We start from the raw sequence: 23,614 nt of genomic DNA, 5'->3' as shown, positions 1-23,614 counted from the left end.
TTCGTCACGGTCGCGGTGTGAACGGCAGCACGGTGACCCGCAGGGTCCACTGCCCGGTGTCGGGGTCCTGGAGCGCGTCGTCGATCCTGAAGCGCGTTCCGCGCGGCAGGAGGAGTTCCCGCTCGGAGCGGTGCACGCTGTCGTCGCCGATCCACAGGGCCGGGTGCCCCGCGGGCACGGCCAGGTGGAACTGGTAGGCGGCGGTCCGGTTCACGGTCTCGGCCCCCAGCGACCCCGAGAGGAAGCCCCGTTCGACGAACTCCGTGCCGATCAGGTCCGTGACGTCGTGGAAGGGCCGCCCCGGCGGGGCCATGAAGCCCACGTCGAACACCGAGCGCCGTACCTCGACCGCCTCCGGAACCGGCTCCACGGCCCGGTCCAGCATGTCCATCCCCTCGCGCAGGAGGTCCCAGGTCTCCTCCGCGTTCTCCTTGGACGGGGTGTGCCCGCCGAACCACTTCTCGACCCACGCGCCGAAGAACCGGTGCTCGCTGAGCCGAAGGACCTCGGACTCGGGGCTGGCGTGCCGGGAGAAGTCGTTGTAGAACTGCGCGTTCTTCGTGTAGGCCCGGGCGGAGTTCTGCTGCTCCGCGGTCAGGGACGGGAACCGGCCGCCGAGGACGAGCTTCCCGTACCCCGCGCCGTCGCCGTCGGTGGCGAACCGGCGCACGCCGTCGGGGCCGACGTGTCCGGGGCGGTCGTCGGGCAGGTCCGGCCCGGCGGGACCTCCCCCGGAGGCCGCGGCATCGGTTCCGGCGGCGGCGTCCAGCCCCAGGAGCGCGGTCAGGAAGGTTTCGGTGCTGTCGCCGAGTCCTGCCGCTTCGGGGTCGGTCACGGTGGTGTACGTGCTGGTCTGCACGCTGAACACCTGGAGGTCCGAGGTGTCCCCCGCCTGCTGTTCCGGGGCCGGAGCGGTCTCCGGCCGCTGCGGGACCACCACCTCGGCCTCGATGTGGAACCCCGGCAGTCCGAACGATCCGCCCCAGCCCGCGCGGGTGATCCGGTAGGTGGTGCCCCGGGCGAGGACGACCTCGCGCTCCTCCGGGTAGTCGCTCCTCTCGCCGATCCACAGGCCGCGGCTGCCCGCGGGCACGGTCAGGTGGACGACGTGCCGGGATTCGGCCTTGTGGTGCCCGGCCAGCCGGTTGCCCAGCGACACGGACATGAAACCGGGCTCGGTCTGGACGGTGCCCACCAGGGAGTAGGGGTCCATGTCCCGGAACCCGTCGAGGAACGCGACGTCGGACAGGCCGCGGACCATCTCGACAGTCTCGGGCAGGGGGCGGTCGACGGCTCGGTCGAGGCGGCCCAGGGACGCGGCCACATCGGCCGCGGTGGGGAACACGCCCCCGTTGGACCGCGCCACGGTACCGGCCCCGCCCGCGTTCGCGTACCAGCCCGCCAGTTCCGCCTCCGGGTCCGGCGCGTCGAGGATGTACCCGACGAAGCCCGCGGTGTGTCCGGGGACCAGGTCCCGCGCCAGGAGTTCGCGAAGGCGTTCGACGGTGGGCCAGGACAGGCCGTTCAGCTCGTACAGGCTCCAGCCGCGGGCCGCCATCGGATCCGTGCGGACCTGGAGGCGGGTCGACTCGCGCACCCTGTCCAGGGCGTCCTGGACCCGTTCGGCCGGGAGGTCGTCGCGGACGACCGCGTTGAGCCATCCGTCGGCCGTGTACCCGCGCACGTCCTCGCGCTGCCGTTCGTGGAGGGTGTCGAAGGCGTGCGGGTTGTTCGCCGGATCGTGGAGCCAGCGGCCGTAGGCGTCGGTCTCCTCCACGGAGCGGAACCGCCGCACGCCCCGGTCGTCGACGTACCCCCTGCCGTCGTCGGCGGGAACGGTGCCGACCGGGAGCCCGGTCCCGGCGACGGAGGTGTCCGCGGAGGCGTCGGTGTGGGCCGTGTGTTCCTCCTCCCCGCCGGGAGCGGCCGTGTCCTGCCCGGTCCCGACGGTCGCGGGAGGGGCGTCCTCCACGGTCGGCGGCCGGGCCCCGGACGCGGCGCCGGCCTGTTCCGGAAGGATGGCCTCGGCGGACAGCAGCAGGCCCTGGGCGGTCCTCTCCGCGCCGGTGACGCGATAGGACATGCCCCGGGGCAGGACGATCTCGTGGTTCGACGGCCGCGGGCCCTGCGTCCCCAGCCAGAGCCCGTGCGCGCCCTCGGGAAGGGTCAGCCGGACGGTCGCCGCGGGGTGTCCCGGGCCCACCGGTTCCGGGTTCACGGAGACCGTGGTGTAACCCGGACTGCTCTGGACCGTGCCCACGAGGCCGGAGGGATCCCCCTCGTCGTACCCCTCCGGGAACCGGAGGCCGCGGGTGTGGGGCAGGACCCACGTCGTCTCGATCGCCCCGGGGAGCGGGCGCCCCACCGCTTCGTCGTAGGTCCCGAGCAGTTCCCGCACACCCTCGGCGGAGGGGTAGGTCCCCCCGTTGGCCGCGGCCAGCGCCCCGGCCGCACCGCTCCTGCGGTACAGCTCGGCCAGCCGGTCCTCGGGTCGCCCCAGCGTGAGGACCGTCCGCAGGAAGTGCGTCCTGGGAACCCCCTCCTCCGCGGCGTCCACGATCTCCCGCAGCCGCTCCGGGGTGGGCCAGGCGAGGCCGTTGGCCTCGTAGACCTCCCAGCCGCTGCGGCCGTGGGGGTCCACGACCGAGGGCCGCTCGATACGGCTCATCGAGCGCAACCGGTCGAGTTGCGTCCGCATGTCGTCCGGGGGCACCAGCGCCAGGTCCGCGAGCCACGGGGTGTCCGAGAACGCGGCGACGACGCGGCGCGCCTCCGCGGGGAGGGTGTCCAGTACCGGCATACCGCGCTCCGCGCGCGCGGCCCGGTGCGCGTACCAGTCGGCCTCGGCGGGCGTTCGGAACCGCCGGACACCGGACGCGTCCACCCGTCCGTCCGAGAGCGGGTCCGCGAAGGGCTCCGGACCCAGGACCACCTCCGCGGAGAGCACGGTCACGACCCCGCCCGTGTTCGGGTCGAACGCGTCCCGGACACCGGTGATCCGGTAGGTGGAACCGCGGGCGAGGGTGAGTTCGCGCTGCCCGGGATCGTGGCTGCGGGAGCCGATCCAGAGGCCGTGCGCTCCCTGGGGGACGTTGAGCCGCAGGAGGTAGCGGAAGGGGGCGGAGTCGGTCTTGAAGGGCTGGTCGCCCAGGGTGGTGGACATGTACCCGGGCTCGGTGTGGACCGTGCCTTCGAGGTCGTTGGCGGCGTACCCGCCCACCGCGTGCAGCAGGTGGTCGATGGAGTGCATGCCACGGGAGACGACCAGGCCTTCGGGCAGGGGGCGGTCGACGGCGTCGTCGAGGAGGCGGAAGAGTTCCAGGACGCGGTCCACGTCGGGATAGGTCCCGCCGTTGTGGCGGGCGATGACCCCGGCGTACCCGGCGTTGTGGAACCAGTGGCGCAGCTCCGCGGCGGGGTCGCGTGCGGTGAGGACGTAGTCGACGAGTCCGGCGGTGCGCGGGGGGAGGCCGTCCGGGTTCGCCCGGATCTCGCGCAGCCGGTCGAGGGTGGGCCAGGTGAGCCCGTTGGCCTCGTACAGGTCCCAGCCGTGGGCGGTCGCCACGGTCGCCGCCCGCCCGGCCTCGTGCCGGGCCCCGGCCCGCACCAGTTCCAGCTGGCTCGCCACACCGGCCGGGGACAGGGGCCGGATCCGGGCCAGCCGGGTGATCCAGGCGGACCTGGTGTAGGCGTCGACCATCCCTTGCCGGTCGGCGGGCAGGGTGTCGAAGGCATGGGGGTTGTTGGCCGGGTCGTGGAGCCACCGGTCGTAGGCGTTCAGTTCGTCCAGGGAGCGGAAGCGCCGGTATCCGTCGTCGCCGACGTGTCCGCGGCCGTCACCCGCCGGAAGGCGCGTCCCCTCGTCGACGACCGTGGAGGCGTCCGAGTCGTCGTCCCGTTCCTCCGCCGACGGCTCCCGCGCCGACATGTCCGGGGGGACCGGCTCGGCGTCGATCTCCATCCCGTCGTCGGTGATCCGGACGTCGGTGACGCGGTAGCCGAAGTCCCGGGGCAGGACCAGCGCGTACCGGTCGCCCGTCGCGCCCCGGTCGCCGACCCACAGGCCCCGGGCGTCTTCGGGGAGGACCATGCGGACGACCGCCACGGTGTCGCGCGGCGCGGCGGTGAAGGGCGAGTCGCCCAGGGAGACGGTGGCGTATCCCCGCTCGCGCTGGTCCCTGCCCACCACGGCGGTCAGGTCGTCCCAGTCGTATCCGTCGAGTTCGGCGAGGTCCCGGTCGACATCCAACGCGAAGGACACCGCGATCGGGCCGGGCAGGGGCCGGTCCACGGCCGCGTCCATGTCCCGGATGATCTCCAGGGCCCTGTCCCCGGTGGGGTAGACGCCGCCGTTGGCCCGGGCGATCTCCCCCGCCTCGTCCGCGTTCTCGTACCAGTGGTCCAGCCGCGCCCGCGGCTCGGACGACCCGAAGACGTCCGCCGCGATCGCCGCGAACGCCGGGGAGCGGCCTCCCTCGGCGTACAGTTCCCGCACCCGTTCGAGCGGGGGCCACGACAGGCCGTTCGCCTCGTAGAGCACCCACCCGTTGGGACGGTCCGGGTCGGCGGCCTTCTCCAGGCTGGTCCTGCTCCACCGGTCGAGCCGGTCCTGGACCAACGCCGGGTCGGAGGCCGCGAGCCGGGCGAGTTCGCTGAGCCAGGGGTTCGCGGTGTGCGCGCCGATGAGGGCGCGCAGCTCCGGCGGGAGGGCGCCGTAGGTGTGCGGGGCGCCGTCCAGGTCGTCCATCCGCTCCGCGTAGGCGTCCAGCTCCTCCCGGGTGCGGAAGACGCGGGCCTCCCCGCCGCTCGTCTCGGGGGCCGCGACCGCGGTGTCGCCGTCGTCCGTGCGGTCGAGCGGGGTCCGGTCGGTGCGCGCGGCCGAGGCCGTCGGCGTGTCGTCGTCGGAGTCGTAGCGGTCGAGGAGGGGGCGGTCGTCGTAGGCGTCGTCGTCGGAGTCGTAGCGGTCGAGGAGGGGGCGGTCGTCGTAGGCGTCGTCGTCGGAGTCGTAGCGGTCGAGGAGGGGGCGGTCGTCGTAGGCGTCGTCGTCGGAGTCGTAGCGGTCGAGGAGGGGGCGGTCGTCGTAGGCGTCGTCGTCGGAGTCGTAGCGGTCCAGGAGCGGCCGGTCGTCGTAGGCGTCGTCGGCGCTCTCGTGCCCGGAGTCCTCCAGTCCCAGGAGCGCCGCCAGCCCGGCCTCCTCGTCCGCGCCGAGGCCGGGTTCGTCGGCATCGGTGACGGTGGCGTCCGTGTCGGTCTCCACGGTGAACACGTGCAGGTCGGCGGACTCCTCGACCCGCGGCGGGGCCGGGTCGGCATCCGGCCGCGGCGGCACGATCACCTCGGCCTCGATGTACAGGCCCTCCAGCCCGCGGGAGCCTCCCCAGCCCGCCCGGGTGATCCGGTAGGTCGTACCCGCGGGGAGGATCAGTTCGCGCTCTCCGGGGTACCTGCTCTTCGAACCGATCCAGAGGCCCCGGGAACCGCGGGGGAGGACCAGGTGCACCGCGTGGGCGTACCTGGCCGTGACCCCGGCGAGCTCGTTCCCCAGCGACGTGGACATGAACCCGCGCTCGGTGTGGACGGTCCCCACGAGGGAGTAGGGGTCCTTGCCGTCGAAGCCTTCGAGGTGGTCCAGTTCCTCCAGGCCGCGGATCACCTCGATCCCCTCGGGCAGGGGCCTGTCGATGGCCTCCGTCAGGGTCCGCAGGTGTTCGAGCGCGCGTTCGGGGGTCGGGAACACGTCGCCGCTCGACCTGGCGATCTCCCCGGCCTCACCGGCGTGCACGTACCAGTGGTCGAGTTCCTCCTGCGGGTCCTGCGCGTCCAGGATGTACCGGACGAAGCCCTCGGCCCTCTCCGGAACGCGCCCCTGCGCCAGGAGTTCCCGCAGCCGGTCCAGGGTCGGCCACGCGAGGCCGTTCATCTCGTACAGCTCCCAGCCGCGCGAGCCCATGGGGTTGGTCTCGAACGCCGCGACGGTGTCCTGGCGCATCAGGTCCAGCACGATCGCCACCTGGTCCGCGTTCATGGACTCCCGGGCCACGGTGTTGAGCCAGCCCTCGATCGTGTAGCCGATGACCCGGTCCCGGTGCTCGGAGTCCAGGGCGTCGAAGGCGTGCGGGTTGTTGGCCGGGTCGTGGAGCCACAGGTCGTAGGCGTCGAGTTCCTCCTCGGTGCGGAACCTGCGGATCCCGTTCCCGTCGACGTACCCCCGTCCGTCGCCGGGCCCGTGCCCGGCGCGGAGCGCGTCCGGCCCGCCGGCGGCGTCGTTCGTCCCGCCGGGCGCGGCCTCGGCGGCGGGCGGCGCGCCCACCACCGCGGGTGCGGGGGCGCCGTCCGCCACCGTGGGAGCGGGGGCGCCGCCCGTCGGTGCGTGCACCCGCGCGGTGATCACGGGGAGGCCGCCGGACGCGTCCACGGAGTCGATCCGGAACGCGGTCCCCGGCGGGAGGACGACCTCCTGGTTCTGGGGGCGGGGGCCCGCGTCGCCCAGCCAGAGCCCGTGCGCCCCCGACGGCAGGACGAGGCGGACGACCGCGGCCGCCCCGTCGCCCGGTCCGGTCGACCGCGGGTTGAGCGCGACCGCGGTGTACCCCCGGGTGGTCTGCTCGGTCCCGGTCAGCGCGGAGGGGTCGCGCGGGTCGAATCCGCGCAACTGCTCCCGCGCCGCCGCGTGGCCCAGGTACCAGGTGCTCTCGACCGCCTCGGGCAGCGGACGGCGGACGGCGTCCTCATAGGAGGCCAGCATGTCCAGCAGCCTCTCGGGCGAGGGGTAGACGCCCCCGTTCGCGCGGGCCAGGACCCCGGCGGCCCCGGCCGTGTTGTACAGCCCGCCGAGCCTGCGTGCCGCCTCCTGGGGGCCGTGCCTGAGGATGTCGGTGATGAACCGCGCCCGCGCCGGGTTGCGCCCCTGCTCCACGGGCAGGAGCTGGAGCAGCCGGTCGGGGGAGGGCCAGGTGAGGCCGTTCGCCTCGTACAGCTCCCACCCGAGGTTCCGCTGCCGGTCCGCCGGGGTGGAGGCCGGGGTGACACGGCTCGCCGCGCGCAGGGAGTCCAGCAGTTCCCGGGCGCCGTCCGGGTCCGTTCGGGTGAGGTCGAACCCGCCCGCGAGCGCGCTGAGGGCGCGGGCGAGGTCGTGCCGCGCCCGGGGGAGCGCGTTGACGGCGTACGGGTTGTGCGCCGGGTCGTGGAGGCGGTGACCGTACCAGTGGGCCTCCTCCGGGTTCCAGAACCTGCGGACGCCGTCCTCGCCCGTGCTCCCCTCCGAGAAGAGGTCGGGCACCGCCCTCGGCAGGACGACCACGGTCGCGGTGAGCACTGTCTGCGGGCCGCCGGATTCGGGGTCGATCCCGTCCTGGACGCCGGTGATGCGGTACGTGGTGCCGCGGCCGAGGGTGAGCTCCATCTGCTCCGGGTCGTGGCTGCGCGTACCGATCCAGAGGCCGCGGCTCCCCTGGGGCACGTCCAGGCGCAGCAGGAAGGGGAATCCGCCCGAGTCCGTCTTGAACGGGGAGTCGCCCAGGGTGGTGGACATGTAGCCGGGTTCGGTGTGGACGGTGCCCACCAGCAGTCGGGGGTCCGCGCCCCCGGTCGTGCGCAGGAGGTGGTCGATCGACTGCATGCCGCGGGACACGGCCATGCCCTCGGGCAGCGGGCGGTCCACCGCGCCGTCCAGGAGGCGGAACAGCCGCCGGGTCGCGGCGGCGTCGGGGTAGACGCCTCCGTTGAGCCGGGCGATGACCCCCGCGTAACCGGCGTTGTGGAACCAGTGGTCGAGTTCGGCACGGGGGTCGGGGGCGTCGAGGATGTATCGGATGAGCCCCCGGGTCCGCGGGGGCAGCGGCCGCGGGGAGGCCGCGATCTGGCGCAGCCGTTCCACGGACGGCCAGGCCAGTCCGTTGGCCTCGTACAGGTCCCAGCCGTGGGCCGTCTGCGCCGTGTCGGGGTCGGCGGCCTCGGCCCGGGACTGGGAGCGCCACTCCATCAGCTGCCGCGCGACGGTCTGGGGCAGGAAGGGCCGGATGCGGGCGACACGGGTGATCCAGGCCGACCTGGTGTAGACGTCGACCATCCCTTGCTGGTCGGGGGTGAGGGTGTCGAAGGCGTGGGGGTTGTTCGCCGGGTCCTGGAGCCACCGGTCCTGCCCGTCGACCTCCCCGGGCGAGTCGAAGCGGCGGATGCCGTCCTCGTCGAGGGTGCCCCTGCCGTCGGTGTCCGCGTCCGAGGCGTCCGAATCCGTGTCCGAGGTGTCCGATTCCGTGCCGTCGCCGGTGTCGTCGCCTCCGTGGCCCGCGTCGTCGTGGACGGCGGCGGGCTCCGCCGGGGGTGCGGCCACCGGTCGCGGTTCCGTGGGCAGGGCCACGGCGGTGATCTCCACGATCCCGTCCGACTCCGTGACGCCGGTGACGCGGTAGCCGGTGCCGCGGGTGAGGAGGAGCGTGTACGGGTCGGAGGCGTCCGCCCGGTCGCCGATCCACAGGCCGCGCCCGCCCTCGGGCACGGTCAGGCGGACCAGGGCCGCGGTGTCGTCTACGGTGGCCGGTGAGCGGTCCAGCGAGGTGCGCAGGTACCCCGCCTCCCGCTGCTCGGTGCCGACCAGCGAGGAGGGGTCGCCCTCGACGTATCCGACGAGTCCGTGGAGGCCTTCGTCCCCGCTCAGCGCGAAGGTCACCTCCACGGGGCCGGGAAGCGGGCGGTCGGTCGCGGCGTCCAGGATGCGCAGGGTGTCCAGGACCTCGTCGGCCGTCGGGTAGGCGCCGCCGGCGGCCTTGGCCAGGGCTCCGGCGTCGTCCGCGTTGTCGTACCAGTGGCGCAGCCGTCGGCCGGGGTCGGGCGCCCTGAAGATGTCGTTGACGAGCCGGTCGAAGGTGCGGGTGGACCCGCCGTCGGAGTGGATCTCCCGGATCTCGGTGAGCGTCGGCCACCGGTTCCCGTTCTCCTCGTAGAGCGGCCAGCCGTTGAGGTCGTCACCGCTCGCGTTGTCGCCCGCGTCGTACGTCAGGTCCTCCAGCCTGTTCTGGACGGAGTCGGTGTCCAGTGAGGGGATCCATGTGAGGGACGACAGCCAGCCGCTTGCCGCCTGCGCGACGACGGCCTCGCGCTGCTCCCGGGGCAGCGCGTCGAAGGTGTGCGGGTTGGTGCCCGGATCGTCGAGCTCCGCGGCGCGGGCGGCCGGGTCCTCCAGCCCCAGGAGGTCGGCCATCCGGTCCTCGCGCTCGCGCGTCCAGCCGGGTTCGGGGAGGCGTCCGCCCTCCTCGGCTGGGTCCTCGTCGGCCGTCTCCATCAGGAACACGGTGGTCTCGTCGCCCGTGTTCGGCTCGGGCGCGGACCGGGTCGGGACCGGCCGCGGGGACGGCGCGGTCCCGGGGGCGGAGGACTCCTCACCGGTCACCGGTCCGCTCCGGCCGGGCGGGGTCTGCGTGTTCAGGGCGCTGTGGAACGTGTCCAGGAGCGAGTCCGCCGGGGCGCTGGGGGGTGTGCCGGTCGCGGGCACGGACGCCTTCGCCGGGTTCGGCTCCGTGTCGTCGGTGCCGGTCAGCCCCAGGCCGCGGGCCAGGGAGTCGAGGTCGGCGCCGCTCATCCCGGTGCCCTCCCCGTCGGGGTCCCGCACCTGCCCGGCGATGTCGGTCACGGCCATGACGACGGGGTTGTTGGAGCCGAACGGGCCGGAGAACCCCGGCATGTTCATGCGCATGTCCAGCCTCGCGCGCGCGACGGAGCCCGGAGGGGTCAGGTCGGCGATGGACCGCGCCCGGTCCAGGGCGGCCGCCCGCGCGGCGGCGTCGCCGCGGGAGGAGGCCGCGTCGCCGAGCGCGATACCGACGGCGATGTTCGCGGCCACGTTGACGGTACGGGACAGGCTCTCGTGCCGGTCGGCCGCGTCCTGGGCGGCCGCCGTTGCGTCGCGGCGATGGGCGTCCGCGCTCTGGGCGGCGGCGCGGGCCTCCTCGACCCGGACCCCGGCCCCGTCCCCGGCGGTGCGGGTGGCGGTGTCGGCGGCCTCGTAGGCGATGTGGGCGGCGCGTTCGGCGTCCTGGCGGGCGGTGTCGGCCTCCCCGGCCCGGGTCAGGGCCGTGTCGCGCTCGCGTGCGGCGTCGGTGATCCGGTCCGGGTTCTCCGGGTCCACCTCGGACGGTTCGGGGATCGCGTCGCGGGCCGCGGCCGCGTCGTCGCCAGCGCGCGCGGCCACGCTCTGCGCGGCGGCGGCCAGGTCCGCGGCCAGAGCGACCGTGGTGGTGACGGCTTCGGGGGCGGTGTCGGCGATCTCCCCGGCCCGGTCCGCCAGGTGCTCGGCCGCGTCTCGCAGCCCTTCGAGGCGGTCGATCGTCGCGGTCCGGTCGGGGCCGTCGGCATCCCGGAGAGTGGAGGCCAGGTCAGCGGTGAGGCGTTGCGCCGCCTGGTGTATCCCGGTCAGGGCCGCTGCCGTGTCATTCGCGTTCAGGGCCTGGTCGATGCGCTCCAGTGCCTGGCCCGTCCAGGTCGGGGGTGCTGTGGTGGGCCCGTCGTCGTGGGTGGGGGGCAGGATCTGGGCGTGGAAGAGGTAGCCGCGTCCCCAGGGTTCGACCGCGGTGATCTGGTAGCGGGTCCCCCGGGCGAGGATCACCTCGCGTTCGCGGGGGTGTTGGCTGCGGTCGCCGACCCACAGCCCGTGGGAGCCGTGCGGCACGGTCAGCCGCATCAGGTCGACGGGGGAGCCGCCCGCCGCGGAGGGGACGGTCCCCAGGGAGACCGACAGGTAGCCCTGTTCGACGTGTGTGGTTCCCGCGAGGGTGTGGGGGTCGGTGCTGCCCTCGCCCAGTAGGTGCTGGTGGTGGTACATGCCGTGCACGGCTTCGAAGCCCTCGGGGAAGGGGTGGCCGGTGGCGCGGTCCAGGCGCCGGAGCAGCGCCAGGACTTCGGAGGCGTCGGGGAAGTGCGCCGGTTCCCCGTGCAGGGCGAGGGATTCGGCGATCCGGCCCGCGTTTCCGGAGCTTACCTGGAGGTTGTCCAGTGCGGCCTGCGGATAGGGGTTGTCCAGGACGCCTCGCACGATCCGGGTCTGCTCGGGGCTCAGTGTCCCCTGCTGCGCGGCTTCTCGTAGTTGTGTCAGGTCGGGCCAGCGGCCGTCGCCGATCTCGTAGACCTGCCATCCGGGGTGGGGTCGGCTCTGGTCGCGGATGCGGTCCAGTTCGGCCTGCACGGTCGCTTCGTCGAGCGGGTTCAGGCGAGCGAAGCGGTTGAGCCAGGAGGAGCGGGTGTAGGCGGAGACGGCGTCCTGGGTCGCGGTGGGGAGGGCGTCGAAGGTGTTGGGGTTGTAGGCGGGGTCGTGCAGGAGGGTGCCGTAGCGGTCGGTTTCGGCGCCGGTGGGCAGTCGGCGGATCGTCCCGGACCCGGCGGGGTCGTCGGTGTCCGTCAGCCCCAGTCCGCGGGCAAGGGAGTCGAGGTCGGCGCCGCTCATCCCGGTGCCGTCCCCGTCCGGATCCCGCACCTCTCCGGCGATGTCGGTCATGGCGAAGACGGTCGTGCGGGAGGTGGTCCCCGGGTGCGGCGGCCCGGCCGCGGGGGCCGGGGTGCGCGAGTCCGGTTCCGTCGTCGTGCCGCTCGGGTCGGGCGCGGCCGGAGCCTCCCGGGGCGTGAGGCCGAACACCGGGCGGAGCTGCTCCTCCAGCGGCGCGCTGGGTGTGGAACGGGGGGCCGCCGGCGGCGGGGCGTCGGGCGGGGTGATATCGGCGAGGTGGGCGGCGGTGGCGTTGGTCGCGGTGGTCCAGGCAGTCACGGCGTCGTTGTAGGCGCCCAGGGCTGTCCGGTAGGCGGTGGTCTGGGTTCCGTAGGCGGTGCGGGCGTCGTCGAGGGCCGCGCGGTTCGCGGGTGTGGGGTCGGCGGCGTGGGCCTTGTACGCGTCGAGGTAGGCCTTGACCAGTGCGGGGAGTTTGGCGCGCTGCTCGGTGTAGGCGGCCTCGGCGTCGGCCATGGCCTTGGCGGCGTCGTACTCGGCGGTGATGGGCGCTTCGGCGGCGTCTGCCTGTTCGGAGGTGAGGACGCCCAGGGCTACGGCGTCGCTCCGGGAGATCCAGGCGCTGGTCCTGTTGGTGTGGTGGGAGGTGAACTGCCGGGGGACGGTGCCACCGAAGAACGCCTTCTCCTCGGTTCGGGCGCCGGTGGTCCAGGTGGTGTCGAACTCCACCAGGTAGGCGGTGCCGAGCCGCTGGCGCTCCATGTCGGAGGGCTCTCCGCTGGCCAGGCCGTCGCCCGTGGGCGAGTCACCGGTGATGGTGCGCGCCGTGGCCTCCCCGGAGCCGGTGAGGTAGGCGTTGCGGTCGTTGTCGTCGGGGTCCACGGTGTGGTGGCCGGTGGGCCGGAAGGCCGTGGTGGCGGTGGTTCCGCCGCCCTGGGAGCGGCTGTGGGAGACGCTCCGCCCTTCGGCCTCCTTGTGGACGAGCCTGGCGTCGGGGCGCGCGGTGACGATACGGGCGCCGGTGAAGTCGGGGGTGGCGGCGACACGCCACTGGGTGCGCCCGATCCGCAGGATGTCGGTACCGGAGGGGCGGCCGAGGTTGTGCGAGAGGAGGCCCTTGAGGGCCACGGGGTTGAGGGAGTTGTCGATGGGGGTGTAGCGGGGGTCGAGTTCGAGGCGGTCGGCGATGTGGCGGCGGGCGTCGTCGGTGGCGCGGGCGTGGTGGGCGCGGAGCTGGTCGAGCTGCTCGGCGGTCGGGTCGCCTCCGAAGTCGGGGGCGGCCGGGGGCTCCCAGCCGAGCGACGCGGCGACGGTCCGCAGCGCGGTGTCGCGCAGGTCGGGTCCGTGGACGGCGGTGGGCATGATGACGGCGTCGCGCAGTGCGTCCGGAGGCGGGGCGAGCTCCCCGGTGGCGGTGGTGAGGGCGCCCGCGAGGGTGTCGCCCGCGCGGGGGGTGGCGGTGGGAGGCGCGGGCACCGTGTCCAGCGGTGCGGCGGGCGCCGCGGGCGGGGTGAAGTCCAGCGACGAACCCAGGTGGAAGGTGCGTATCCGTCCTCCGTCCACCGTCGCCGTCTCCACGACCGGCGACTTGTACTCCAGGTACGGCGCCCTCTCCCCCCGCCTGACCCCCGCGGTGGGCACGAGCCCGTCGCCGTCGACCTCGATGGTCAGGGTCAGGGACGCGTCCTCCGTCATCTTCACGTAGGGGCCGGAGGACTCCATCACGATGGTGTGGGTGGTCTCCGCGGACGAGGACAACCCCTCGGACGCGTTCCGGGTTCCACCGGCCCCAGCGGCGGGCGAGACGAAGAGGAGGCTGCTGTCCGGCGGCCGGTCGCTGCCGCCGTTCGTGCCGCTGGGCTGCCAGGGGACGAAGTCCAGGCCCGTGGTGTGCGAGGCCTGCCGGGAGTCCTCGTGCGAGTGCTCGGCCTGCCAGGAGTGGGCCTCGACGGTGGCGGCGGCCGAGGTGACGTAGTCCACCCGGGGGTTGGTCCTGTCCAACTTCACCAGGACCCGCGCGGGCTTGGAGAAGTGGGCGTTGCGGTCCGTCGACACCACGTTGACGGGAACGGGCGGGAGCGCGTCCGTCGCGGTCCCCAGCTGCTCGGAGAGGGTCACGAGCAGGCGCTCCTTGCCCCCGCGGCTGAGGGTGAGCCCGTGGGCGCGAAGCCTCGTCTCCAGCGCGTCCACGGCGCGGGCCGGGTCGACGGGGAGGGCCTGCCTGCCCGCGCTGTCGAATCCGGCGCGGACGCGGGCGTGGGGCGGTGGTGCGGGGTTGGCCTGGGTCGAGGGTTCGGGCGCGCCGTCGTCCCCGTGGGTCACGGCGTCGGTGATGACGCCGGCCTGTTCGGCGTCGCGGGCGGTGATGTAGCCCGAGACGAGGTCGTCGACCCGGGCCCTCCACCCGGCGTACCTGTGGGTCCACCAGTTGGGGAGGTTGAGGCCGCGGTGCTTCTTGAACTCCCACGCCTGCGCGATCGCGCCCGCGGCGGTGAAGGCGTAGACGGCCGCCGCCTTGGGCAGCAGGAGGAGCCCCGAGGCGGAGGAGACCCCGGAGTCCGTCGTCTCGCCGCGGCGGAGGAAGCTCCTGATGTGGGAGGGACCGGCCATGGGGATGATGCCGTCGGCGGTGGACCGGTCGGCGCCGGATTCGGCCCCGCCCTCCTCGATGGAGTTGGTGGTCCCACCGGCGAAGCCCGTGAAGCGGGCGAAGAAGCCGCTGATCCTGGTGACGGCGGCGGACGCCGTCGACGACGTCTCGGCCTGGACGGTGACCTGTGCCTTGGTCAGCCTCAGGTCGGTGATCTCGCCGACCGTGACCTTGGTGACCCCGGTGGCCCGCATGTCGTTGGGGGACAGCCAGGTGCCCCGCATCTCGATCCGCCTGCGGCGGCCCGACTCCGCGAAGGAGGCGGGATCGGAGGCCACCGCGGTGGGGGACACGAGGTTGGCGAGGAGGGCCGATCCGCCGACGCCGTCCAGGAAGGAGGAGAGCTTCATCCGCCCCCCGTCCGACCAGAACCGGCGCGGACGGGAGAACACGTCGAGGGTGCGGCGCAGGAGGTTGCGGCCCGGTCCCGTGTCGCCCGCCTCCCGGAGCAGGGGGTTGACGTGCTCGATGATCGCGCCGTGGTCCAGCAGGACACGCGTGTTGTCGGTCGGCGGGTCGGCGGGGGCCTCCCCCTCCGCCCCGGAGGTCCGGGCGGTCCCCTCGGACGGCGCGGCCCCGTCCTCGGCGCCCGGGGCGTCCTCCCCGGGGGAGTCGCGGCGCCCCGGACGGGGGTCGAGCATCTCCCGGGCCTCTTCGGGGGTCAGTTCCGACCGCTCCCGGTCGGCCTGCCCCGGTTCCGGCCGCGCGGAGACCAGGTTGTCGCCGACGGTGGTGGGCGTGACCACGGAGTAGGCGGCCTTGATGGGCCTGTCCAGCAGGTCCGTCCCCCGGCTGGTGCCGCGGGCCTGCTCATCGGCGTCGTGGTCGTGCAGGCGGGCGCTGAGCACCACCTCGCCGCTCCACCGGTCCGAGCCCTCGGGGAAGAACAGGCGGGCGTCGGACTTGTGCTCCAGGCCGTACGCCGCGTCGAAGTGGTCGACCCGGTTCCAGCCCATCGAGGCCATGAACCCGCCGAGCAGCCGGGCGAACCCGCGGGCGTCGCCCTCGGCCGAGCGCACCATGCCCGAACCCGCGGAGACGGCGAGGGTGAACGCGCTCCCGGTCGCGGACTCGGTGGAGGCCGAGGCGGTGCCGCGCACCCGAAGGCCCGTCTCGGCGGTGCTCTTCCCGTCGTGGGACAGCCGGCCGAACTCCGCGTGCAGCCGGACGGTGACCGTGTTCGGGCGGAGGAACTCCTTCAGCCTCGCCATCAGGGTCGGGTCCACCGTCGCCGACTCCCGGAGCCGGACGGGCAGGCCCTCCCCGGGGCGGGCGAGCCTTTCGAGGCCGTCCTTGCCCAGGGTGCTCTGGAGGGTGTCGCGCACCAGCATCGTGTTCTTGTAGGCGGTGTCGTAGGAGCGGCGGAACCCCCAGCGCTCACGGAACGAACGCTCGAAGTAGGAGGCCTCCTCCCGTCCGGGCCTGCGGGCGTAGGTGTTCCGGTCGCGGGCCAGTTCGGGGATGACCAGGCCAGGGTGCTCGCGTGCGATCCCGGCCAGCACGTCGTCCAGGTACCGGTCCAGGACGCCGCGCCGGTCGTCCGACGTGACCGGCGGTGCCGATGCCCCGGAGGTGTCCGGGGCCCCGGTCCCCCGGGAGCCGTCGGAGTCCCCGTCGCTCCCGTCGCCGGGGGCGGGAGAGCTCCACTCCAGGCCGAGGAAGTGGGACCCCCGGAAGTGGACGGGGTTTTCGGTGTCCAGGTGCGGGAAGGGCGGGCGCCGCTCGCCCTCGCCCCCGCTGTCGGCGGGCCCCTCGCCCCGTGCCGCCCGGTCCAGCCGGCCCGCGGTCTCGCCGGGGAGCAGCTCCACACCGGTGACGGTGAAGTGGTGGGGCGCCGCCTCGCCCTGGACGTGGACGAACAGGTCGTGGGAAGCCTCGTAGGCGGCGAACCTCTCCGTGGAGGAGACGTAGCGGCTGAGGGACCGGTGCTCGCCCGAGCCGGAGGCGTTGTGGCTCTCGGAGTGCAGCGACTGCCACCAGGTGGCCTCCACATGGGGGGCGTTGACACGCAGGGTTCCTCCGGAGGGGAGCTCGGCCACCAGGCCGAAACCGGTCCCCCCCGTCAGGGTGAAGCTCGTGTTGCGGCTCTGGGTGAGGCTGGTGCCGTCCTTGACGCTCTCCTTGAAGGTCGCGTCGTCGATCAGCGGGCTGTGGTCCTTGATCCGGTAGTCGCGCGGCCTCGCGGAGAACTCCATCATCACCTCGCCCAGGCGGGGGTGGGAGGCGCTCACGGTGACCGGACCCCGGTCCAGGTGGGGGAGGTACTCCTGGAAGGAGTCGTTGTCGAGGACGTGTCGAATCTCGTGCTGCCACCGCGCGATGTCCTGGCCGGTGCCCGGCCCGGTGAGGTCCTTCATCCACTGGACCGCGGTGTTCTCGCTGGTCGCCTCCCTGTTCAGCCGGTAGGCGTCGGAAACCAGGTAGTCGGCGACCCAGGAGCCCAGGTCGGTGTGCGCCGGGCCCCTCCCGTCCGGGGCGTTCGGCGTGACGCTGTGGACGGCGATGGGCAGACCGCCCGTCGGGCCGAGGTTGCGGGGCCGGCGGCCGGGGCCGTCCCCCTCCCCGGCGCCCGGGGCGAGGTCGATGCGCCCCGGCATCCCGTCGGGCCGCCCCTGGACCTCGCCGGCCAGGGTGAACACCATGCCGTCACGGATCACCGAGGAGCCGACGGGGAGGTCCACGGCGGGCGCAGGGGCCTCACCGGTGTCCCTCCCGCTGGTTCCGCCCGCGGCGGGCGCCGTCCCGTCCCCTTCCGGCCGCGCGGTCACCTCGGCCCACACTCGCAGGTCGTTGGCGTAGAACTCGGGCTTGGCGAAGGTCGTGTACTCGATCTTGGAGGCGGCGGTGGTCGTCCCGCCGTGGGACGCCGCGCGCTGCCCGCGGGAGAAGCTGCCGCCGGCCGTCACCCACGGTCCCGCCGCGGACCCGGTGACGTCGCCGAGCAGCAGCGGGCTTCCCGTGAAACGCGCCGCGAGGATACGGCGCGGGTCGTAGGACGATGAGCCCCCGGTGGTGGCGGAGCGGCTGCGCTCCTCCTCCCGGGACTCCAGGGGCGCTCCCGACTTCCGGTGCTCGACGTCCAGGTGCCGGTACCCGGCGGGGTCCTCGGACGCCAGCGAGACCCGGACGGTCCAGGACCTGGGGACGGCGCCGTCCGCCCCGGGATCGGTGACGGTGATCTCCCGGCCCCCGGGCGCGAAGAAGGCGGACATGCCGTGTTCGTGCGCCACCCGGTTCAGGGCCGCGTCCACCAGCCGGGGGAGATCGGGCGGCGGGTCGGCGATCCGCTGTCCGACGATGCCCGCGACCGCTTGGTGGACCGCCCTGGTGAACAGGCGGTCGGGGCCGCTCAGCCGCGAGGTGACGAGGTAGTCCAGGTCGTACCGGGCGTCCGTCTTCTCGCGCAGGCGGGACGCCGACGGCAGGTCCGAGGGGAGCAGCGCCTCGGCGCGTTCGGCCGAGAGCACGGTGTCCTGCGCGTGGCGCCGGGCGTCGGCGAGGTCCTGCGCGGTGCGTCCGAGCAGGTCGCGGGCGCCCCCCACCAGTGCGTCCGTCCGCCGCAGGTCCGCCTCGACCCGCGTGGCCGCCGGATGGGCGCTGTCCGGGGCTGAACGCAGCGCGGCGGACGCCCGGCCCAGGGAGTCCAGGGCGGCGGCGGTGCCGGCGACGCGCGCGGACCCCGCGGAGGCCTCCGCGTCGGTACGCGCCCGCAGCGCGGAGTCCGCGGCCTCCCGCGCCTCACCGACGGCATCGGTGAGGCGCCGGACCGCGTCCCGGGACTCCTGCGGACGGCGGGGGCTCGCGGTGTCGGCCAGGACCGCGGTCCGGACGGCGTCCTCCGCCCGCGCGAGCCGGTTCCGCGCGATCCCGGACCGCCGGTAGGCGTCGTCGGCCGCCATCCGGGTACCGGCGGAGTCGGACGCCGCGCGGTGCGCGGCCGCGGTGAGGGCTTCCACGGCCGCGGTGGTGGAGCCGTGGCGTGCGGTGGCGGCCTCCTCCACGCGCGCCCGCGCCTCGGCCCGCTGCCGGTCCGCCCGGTCGCGACCGGACCGGACGGCCGCCTCGTCGCCCGTGACGGTGCGGTGGGCGTCCGTGCCGGGGGCGGCCGCCCGGGCGATCCGCTCCGCCAGCGCGACCGACGCGGCGGTCCGACCGGCGAACCCCTCGGCCTGGTCCGCGGCCAACCGCACCGATCCGGCCCCGTTGGCGGCGGTGTCCCGTTCCCGCACGGCCTGTTCCGCCGCGGTGACGGCGGCCGCGGTGTCGTCCGCGTCGGCCGCGTCCCGCGCCGCCCGCGCGGCCCGGTCCGCGGCCTCGCGCGTGACGCGCAGGGCGTTGGCGGCTCCGGTGGTTGCGCGCTCGGTCGCGGCCGCGGTCCGCTCGGCTTCCCCGGCGACGCGGCTGGAGACGGCCGTCAGGGCGCCGTCCGCGGTCGCGGCGGCGTCGCGGAACGCGGCGTCGGCGTCCCGCGCGTGGCGCTGCGCCCCCTCCCGCAGCCGCACCGTCTCCTCGTGACGGGCGCGGACGGCGGCCTCGGCGTCGGCGGCGGCGCGGTGGGCGTCCGTGTCCGGAGCCGTCTCCCGGACCGCCTGCTCGGCACGGTCGAGGGCGGCGGACGTCGCGCGGGCGGCCTCGGCGGCCAGGCGCGCCGCGTCCCGCGCCGCTCCGGCCGCGCGGGCGGTCTCCTCGCGCGCCCGGGCGGCCTGTTCGGCGGCGGTCACGGCGTCCGCGGTCCCGGTGGCGGCGTCGGCCGCCGTCCGGGCCGCCGCGGACACCCGGTCCGCGGCCCCGCGCGCCAGGCCCAGGGCGTTCTCCGCCGTCTCGCGGGCCCGCTGCGCCACGGTTTCGGCCTCGGAGGGGGAGAGCGGGGCCGGCGGGGTCTCGGTGTCCGCGTCCGTCGCGCGCGGTCCGGGGTCCCCGGTCCGGTCCGGCGTCGACGATTCCCCGGACCGTCCCTGCGGGGCCGGTGCGTCTCCGTCGCCGTCCACCAGCGCCGTGTTCACGGTCGTCACCGGGGCCGGTGCGCCGTAGGGGGAGGGGCCCCGGTCCGCGGGGTCCTGCATCGCGTAGCGGACGTAGTCCGTCGTGAGCCGCCCGCCGGGCAGCCAGAGCCGGGCGCGGACCGGGTCGTGGCGGTCCCGGAGGTGGCGGCCGATACCGCGGGCCAGGACCTCGGCGTCCCGGACGCGTTCGGGAGGGATGGACCCGCCGCTCAGCGGGACGCGCCTGTCGGAGGGGTCGGAGAGGACGTACACCAGTGCCTGCGCGAGCGTGCGCGCCTCGCGGATGGAGCGGTTCTCCGGGACCGGACCGCCGACCGGTCGCAGTGATCTCCAGAACTCGGCGCCCAGCGCCCGCGCCCTGGGGACGTCGTTGTCCGCGAGGGCCCGGGTGAGTTCGGGCAGGCGGTCCAGGACCGACGCGGCGCGGGCGTCGGCCCTCGGGTCGATCCCGGAGACGGCGGGGTCGGTGCGCGTCTTCGCGGGGGTGTCGGAGCCGCTGTCCGCCGCGCGCTCGGGTCCGGGAGCGGGCGGTGCCGCAGGCGCGTCCGCGTCCGCGCTCCGCGTGGGGGCCGGCGTGCCCTCGGCCGTGTCGGGCGCCGTGGCCTCGGCGGCGCGCGCGGCGTCCCCAGAGCCCGCTACCGGCGCCCCGCTGTTCCGCGTCGCGCTCGCCCAAGGAGCGGAGGGCAGGGTGTCGCGGACGTACTGCGTGGTCAGGCTGCCGCCCGGGAGCCAGAGCCGTGCACGCGCCGGGTCGTGGCGGTCCCGGAGGTTGCGTTCGACGCCCCCCAGGAGTGTGGCGGCGTCCTCGGCCTTGTCCGCAGGGAAGGCGTCCGGGGCGGCGGGAACCCGCGGGTTCGCCGGGTCGGACAGGGTGAAGACCAGCCCGAGCGCCAGGGTGCGGGCCCTGCGCACGGAGGGGTTCTGCGGGGAGCCGTCGTCGGGCCGCGGGGCGAGCAGGTTCTGGATGTCCGCGCCCACCGCCCGCGCCCGCGCGACGTCCCCGTCATCCAGGTGCCGTCGGGCCTGCGCGACCAGGTCCGCGGCGCGATCGGCTCGTGCGTCCGCGGGGTCGGCGGCGGGTGCCGACTCGCCGCTGTCCGTCTCCGGGGGCGCGCTCCCGGGCGAGTCCTCCTCGGACGGTGTGGGACCGGTGCCGGAGCGGGCCGGAGGAGCACCGTCGCCGCCCTGGTCGCGGACGGTGTCACGTCCGGTTCCGGACCCTCCGGTCGCATCGGCGTCCCCGGTGCTCCGGATGGCGTCGTGGCGGTCCGCGGAGGGGACGGCCGCACCGGGCGGGGGTGTCTGCGGGTCGGTGCGCACGGTCTCCGGGACCGGTCCGTCCGAGAGGGCGGGAGCGCTGGGAACGCGCCCCGCCGGACCGCTCTCGGTCACGGGGAAGGCCAGGAGGCCGGACCCGGGAGCCGCGTCCGGGATGCCGGGAACGCCCTCCGGAGCCTTCGCGTCCTTCACGGCCGGGTGCGAGGCGGCGGCCTCGACGGGCGGCGCGTCCTCGGCGTCCGACCACGCGGTGTCCAGACTCGACGTTTCGGAGGCGGCGTCGTCGAACAGCGACGACGCGTCGGAGTCCGTGTCGCCGAGGGAGGAGTTGTCGTCGGCTTCGCCCGGGGTGTCCGGGACGCCGTCGACGGGGTTCAGCGAGGCGTCGAACGAGTACGGGGACGCGCTCCCGGAGGGGGCGGCCGTCGGCGGGGCCGCGATCTCCCGGATGTCGGCCGGGTCGGGGGACTCCGCGGTGACGGGGGAGGGGGAGTCGTTCCGCTCGGGACCGGCCTCTCCGGCGGGGGCCGGTTCCGGATCGGACCGCGTCGTCTCCTGTGCTCCCGGGCGGGACGGCTGGCCCGCCTCGCCGGACGGGCGGCCCGGGGGAGCCGTACCCTGCGGCGGCGCGGCGCGGTCGGCGCCGACCGGGGGCGTCACGGCGGCCGGGGCCGGTGGGGGGACCTCGGTTCCCTCCTCGTGCGGGGGCGCCGGGGTCCGGTCCCGGGAAGCCCCGGCTCCCGTGGCGTCATAATCACCGGTGAGCGGACCGGGGGTGTCTCCTCGACGGTAGGCGTCGGTGTGGTCCGCCCCGTCCGGGTCGTGGTTCCGCGCAGCCCGGGCGGCCGGAGTCTCCGGCGTCCCGGTGACCCGCTCGGAGGGGTTCCCGGGCCCGTGCGCGTCCGCGCCGTCGGCCCCGTCCGGGCCGTGGTCCTGCTGCCTCCGGGCCGCAGGGGCGCCCTGGTCTCCGGCGGCCGGGGAGCCGCCGGGGCGGTGCGCGTCCGTGCCGCTCGCCGGGGCTTCGTCCCCGCCGTCGTGCGTTCCGTCTCCGTCACCCCGTACCGGGGCGGGCTCATCGACGCCGACGGGCGGTACGACGGTGGTGTCGGGGGCGTCGGGACCGTCGGCGGACGTGGGCCTCCCACCGCCGTCTCCGGCGGCGGGCCACACCGTGGGAGCCGCGCCCCGTACCGGGTCCCCCTCGGCCCGGTCGGGCCGCTCCGGCTCCGGGGGCGGGGGGAGGTCGGGCGGAAGGAGGGTGCCGCCGGGGCCGCTGAGCGCGTCGATGCCCGCCAGCGCCGAGTCGGTGGTCAGCTGGTGGGCCGTGTTCATGGTCGCGCCGGACGTGGCGGACCAGGGGGTGACGACGAACCCCTGGCCGCTGGCGAGACTGCCCAGGCCCTCGCTGAGGAAGCCCTCCGCGGCCCCGGTCCCCGCGCCCAGTCCCAGGCCCCGCACGTAGGGCAGGAAGCCCTGCGCGCTCTGGTGCAGTGTTCCGGCGAGGTTCTGCGGGACGTCGGACAGGTGCTCGCGCAGGGGCGGGGGCAACCGGTCGCCGATCGTCCGGGAGAGCCGGGAGCCCAGGTCCGGGTCGCCCCACGAGCGGATCAGGGTGTCGGCGTAGTCGTCGCCCAGCCGTCGCGCCTGGTCGGCGCCCATGCGTTCGGCGAAGGAGCGCTGGAACACGTCCGCCACCTCCGCGCGGAACGCGTTCTGTTCGACCGCGTTGTCCCAGGAGCGCGCCCCGGTGGGGGAGTTGGGGTGGAACGGGACCAGCATCTCGTCCCGGTGGCGGGTGAAGAGGTCGGCGAGGTCGTCGTTGAGCGTGCTCGGCGGGGGTACGGGGTCCGGCACGCCGTTTTTGACCTGCGGCGGGGGCACGGGGTCCGGCACGCCGTTTTTGACCTGTGGCGGGGGCACGGGGTCCGGCAGACCGCGCAGGTCGTCCATGCTGCGACTGAAGGCGTTCGCGAAACCGCTGCTGACGAACGCTCCGACACCCCCGGAGATGCCGGCGGAGACGAGCCCCTCGATCACGGCCCCCACGTGCGCGTCGTGCGCCAAGCGCTTGTCGAACCCGTCCCGGTCGCCGTTGGCGATCTGGACGCGCTGGATCAGCGCGCCGAAGCTCGCGAAGACCTGGCTGACGACCTGGTGACTCGGAACGGTGACGAGGAACCAGGCGATGAGACGCCGGATGGCCAGGCTCCGGATCGCCTTGAAGACCGGGATCCACTTCAGGGAGGCGCCGAAGGTGAACTTGGCCGTCGCGATGGCCCAGGTGATCTCGGCGATGAGCTGGGCCACCTGGACCCAGACCATCGCCACCATGTAGTCGACGTTCGCCGCCGCCTTGCGCAGCTCGGTCGAGAGCATGCGGCTCGTGCTCGCCGCGTTGCCGATGTAGTCCCTGTCGCCGCTGGTGAAGGCGGCCAGGGAGCGGTTGTAGTAGTCGGAGGCCGCTCCGCCGAAGTGCCTCCGGACGTTGGTGCGCGTCGTGTCCATGACGTCGGAGAGCTCGTGCAGTTGCTTGTCGAGGAGGTCGTAGACCTCCGAAGCGGCGCGCATGGCCGGTGCGCTGGCCCGGGGAAGGTCGATGCCCAGCACCACTTTGACGAAATCGTGTGCTGAGTCACCCATTTTCTGGGGGTCGAACAGCATTCCCGACCCCTTTCCCCACCACGCGCATCTGAAGCGAGGGTAAAGGTAACATCATCGCGCGCAGGAGTGGAACCCGCCCCTCTGGTTTCGAGGTGTTCCGCGGGTGCGGACGCGGGATTTTGTTGCGTCCGTGTTTCCGGGCTTTTCCGATCGGGTGCCGAATGCGGAGGGGGATGACCCCTATGTATAGTCACGACTCCGCGGGTTGCATTCACCTCACCCGGTGCGGTACCTGTTGTGTCGGGCGGAGGGGAATGATTCGCCGGGGCGGCCCGGTCCCGTGCGGTGATCCACCCTTCCTCCTTCCCCTGTTCTGTTGCCCGTGATCGCTTTCCTGTTCCTTTCTCAGGTGTGCGTCGCCGGGGGAGGGCCTCCTGTCGGGACCCGGCCTGACCACGGCTACCGGGATCGCTGGCCGGGGCCGGCCCGGGAGCGCCTCCGACCTCCCGGGGCGGGGCGGCACCGCCCACTCGGGAGGCCGGGTGGGAACCGACCGCGAACGGAGTTCTCCATCCCATTCGGAAGGCGTGCCGGTGCGGTGTCCTTTGTCGCGTTGGGCTGCGTGACCGAGACCGGATCTCCGGCGTGTCG

The 23,614-nt window shown here is 74.7% G+C and carries 1 protein-coding gene; it reads right to left on the bottom strand.

The window, feature by feature from the left end:
* Positions 1–4: 4 nt before the first annotated feature.
* Positions 5–23,002: an ADP-ribosyltransferase gene (locus tag HGB44_RS23320; protein ID WP_168444121.1), complete on the bottom strand. Its 22,998-nt coding sequence runs from the start codon at positions 23,000–23,002 to the stop codon at positions 5–7.
* Positions 23,003–23,614: the final 612 nt, after the last annotated feature.

It is taken from the genome of Nocardiopsis alborubida (genome assembly GCF_012396365.1).
GTDB lineage: Bacteria > Actinomycetota > Actinomycetes > Streptosporangiales > Streptosporangiaceae > Nocardiopsis > Nocardiopsis alborubida.
Note: the sequence above shows the minus strand (reverse complement) of the source record. Positions and strands in the feature narration are given on the sequence as shown.

Excerpts from the sequence above, each read along its gene's own strand:
- HGB44_RS23320 (WP_168444121.1), bottom strand. The coding sequence starts at position 23,002 with ATGGGTGACTCAGCACACGATTTCGTCAAAGTGGTGCTGGGCATCGAC.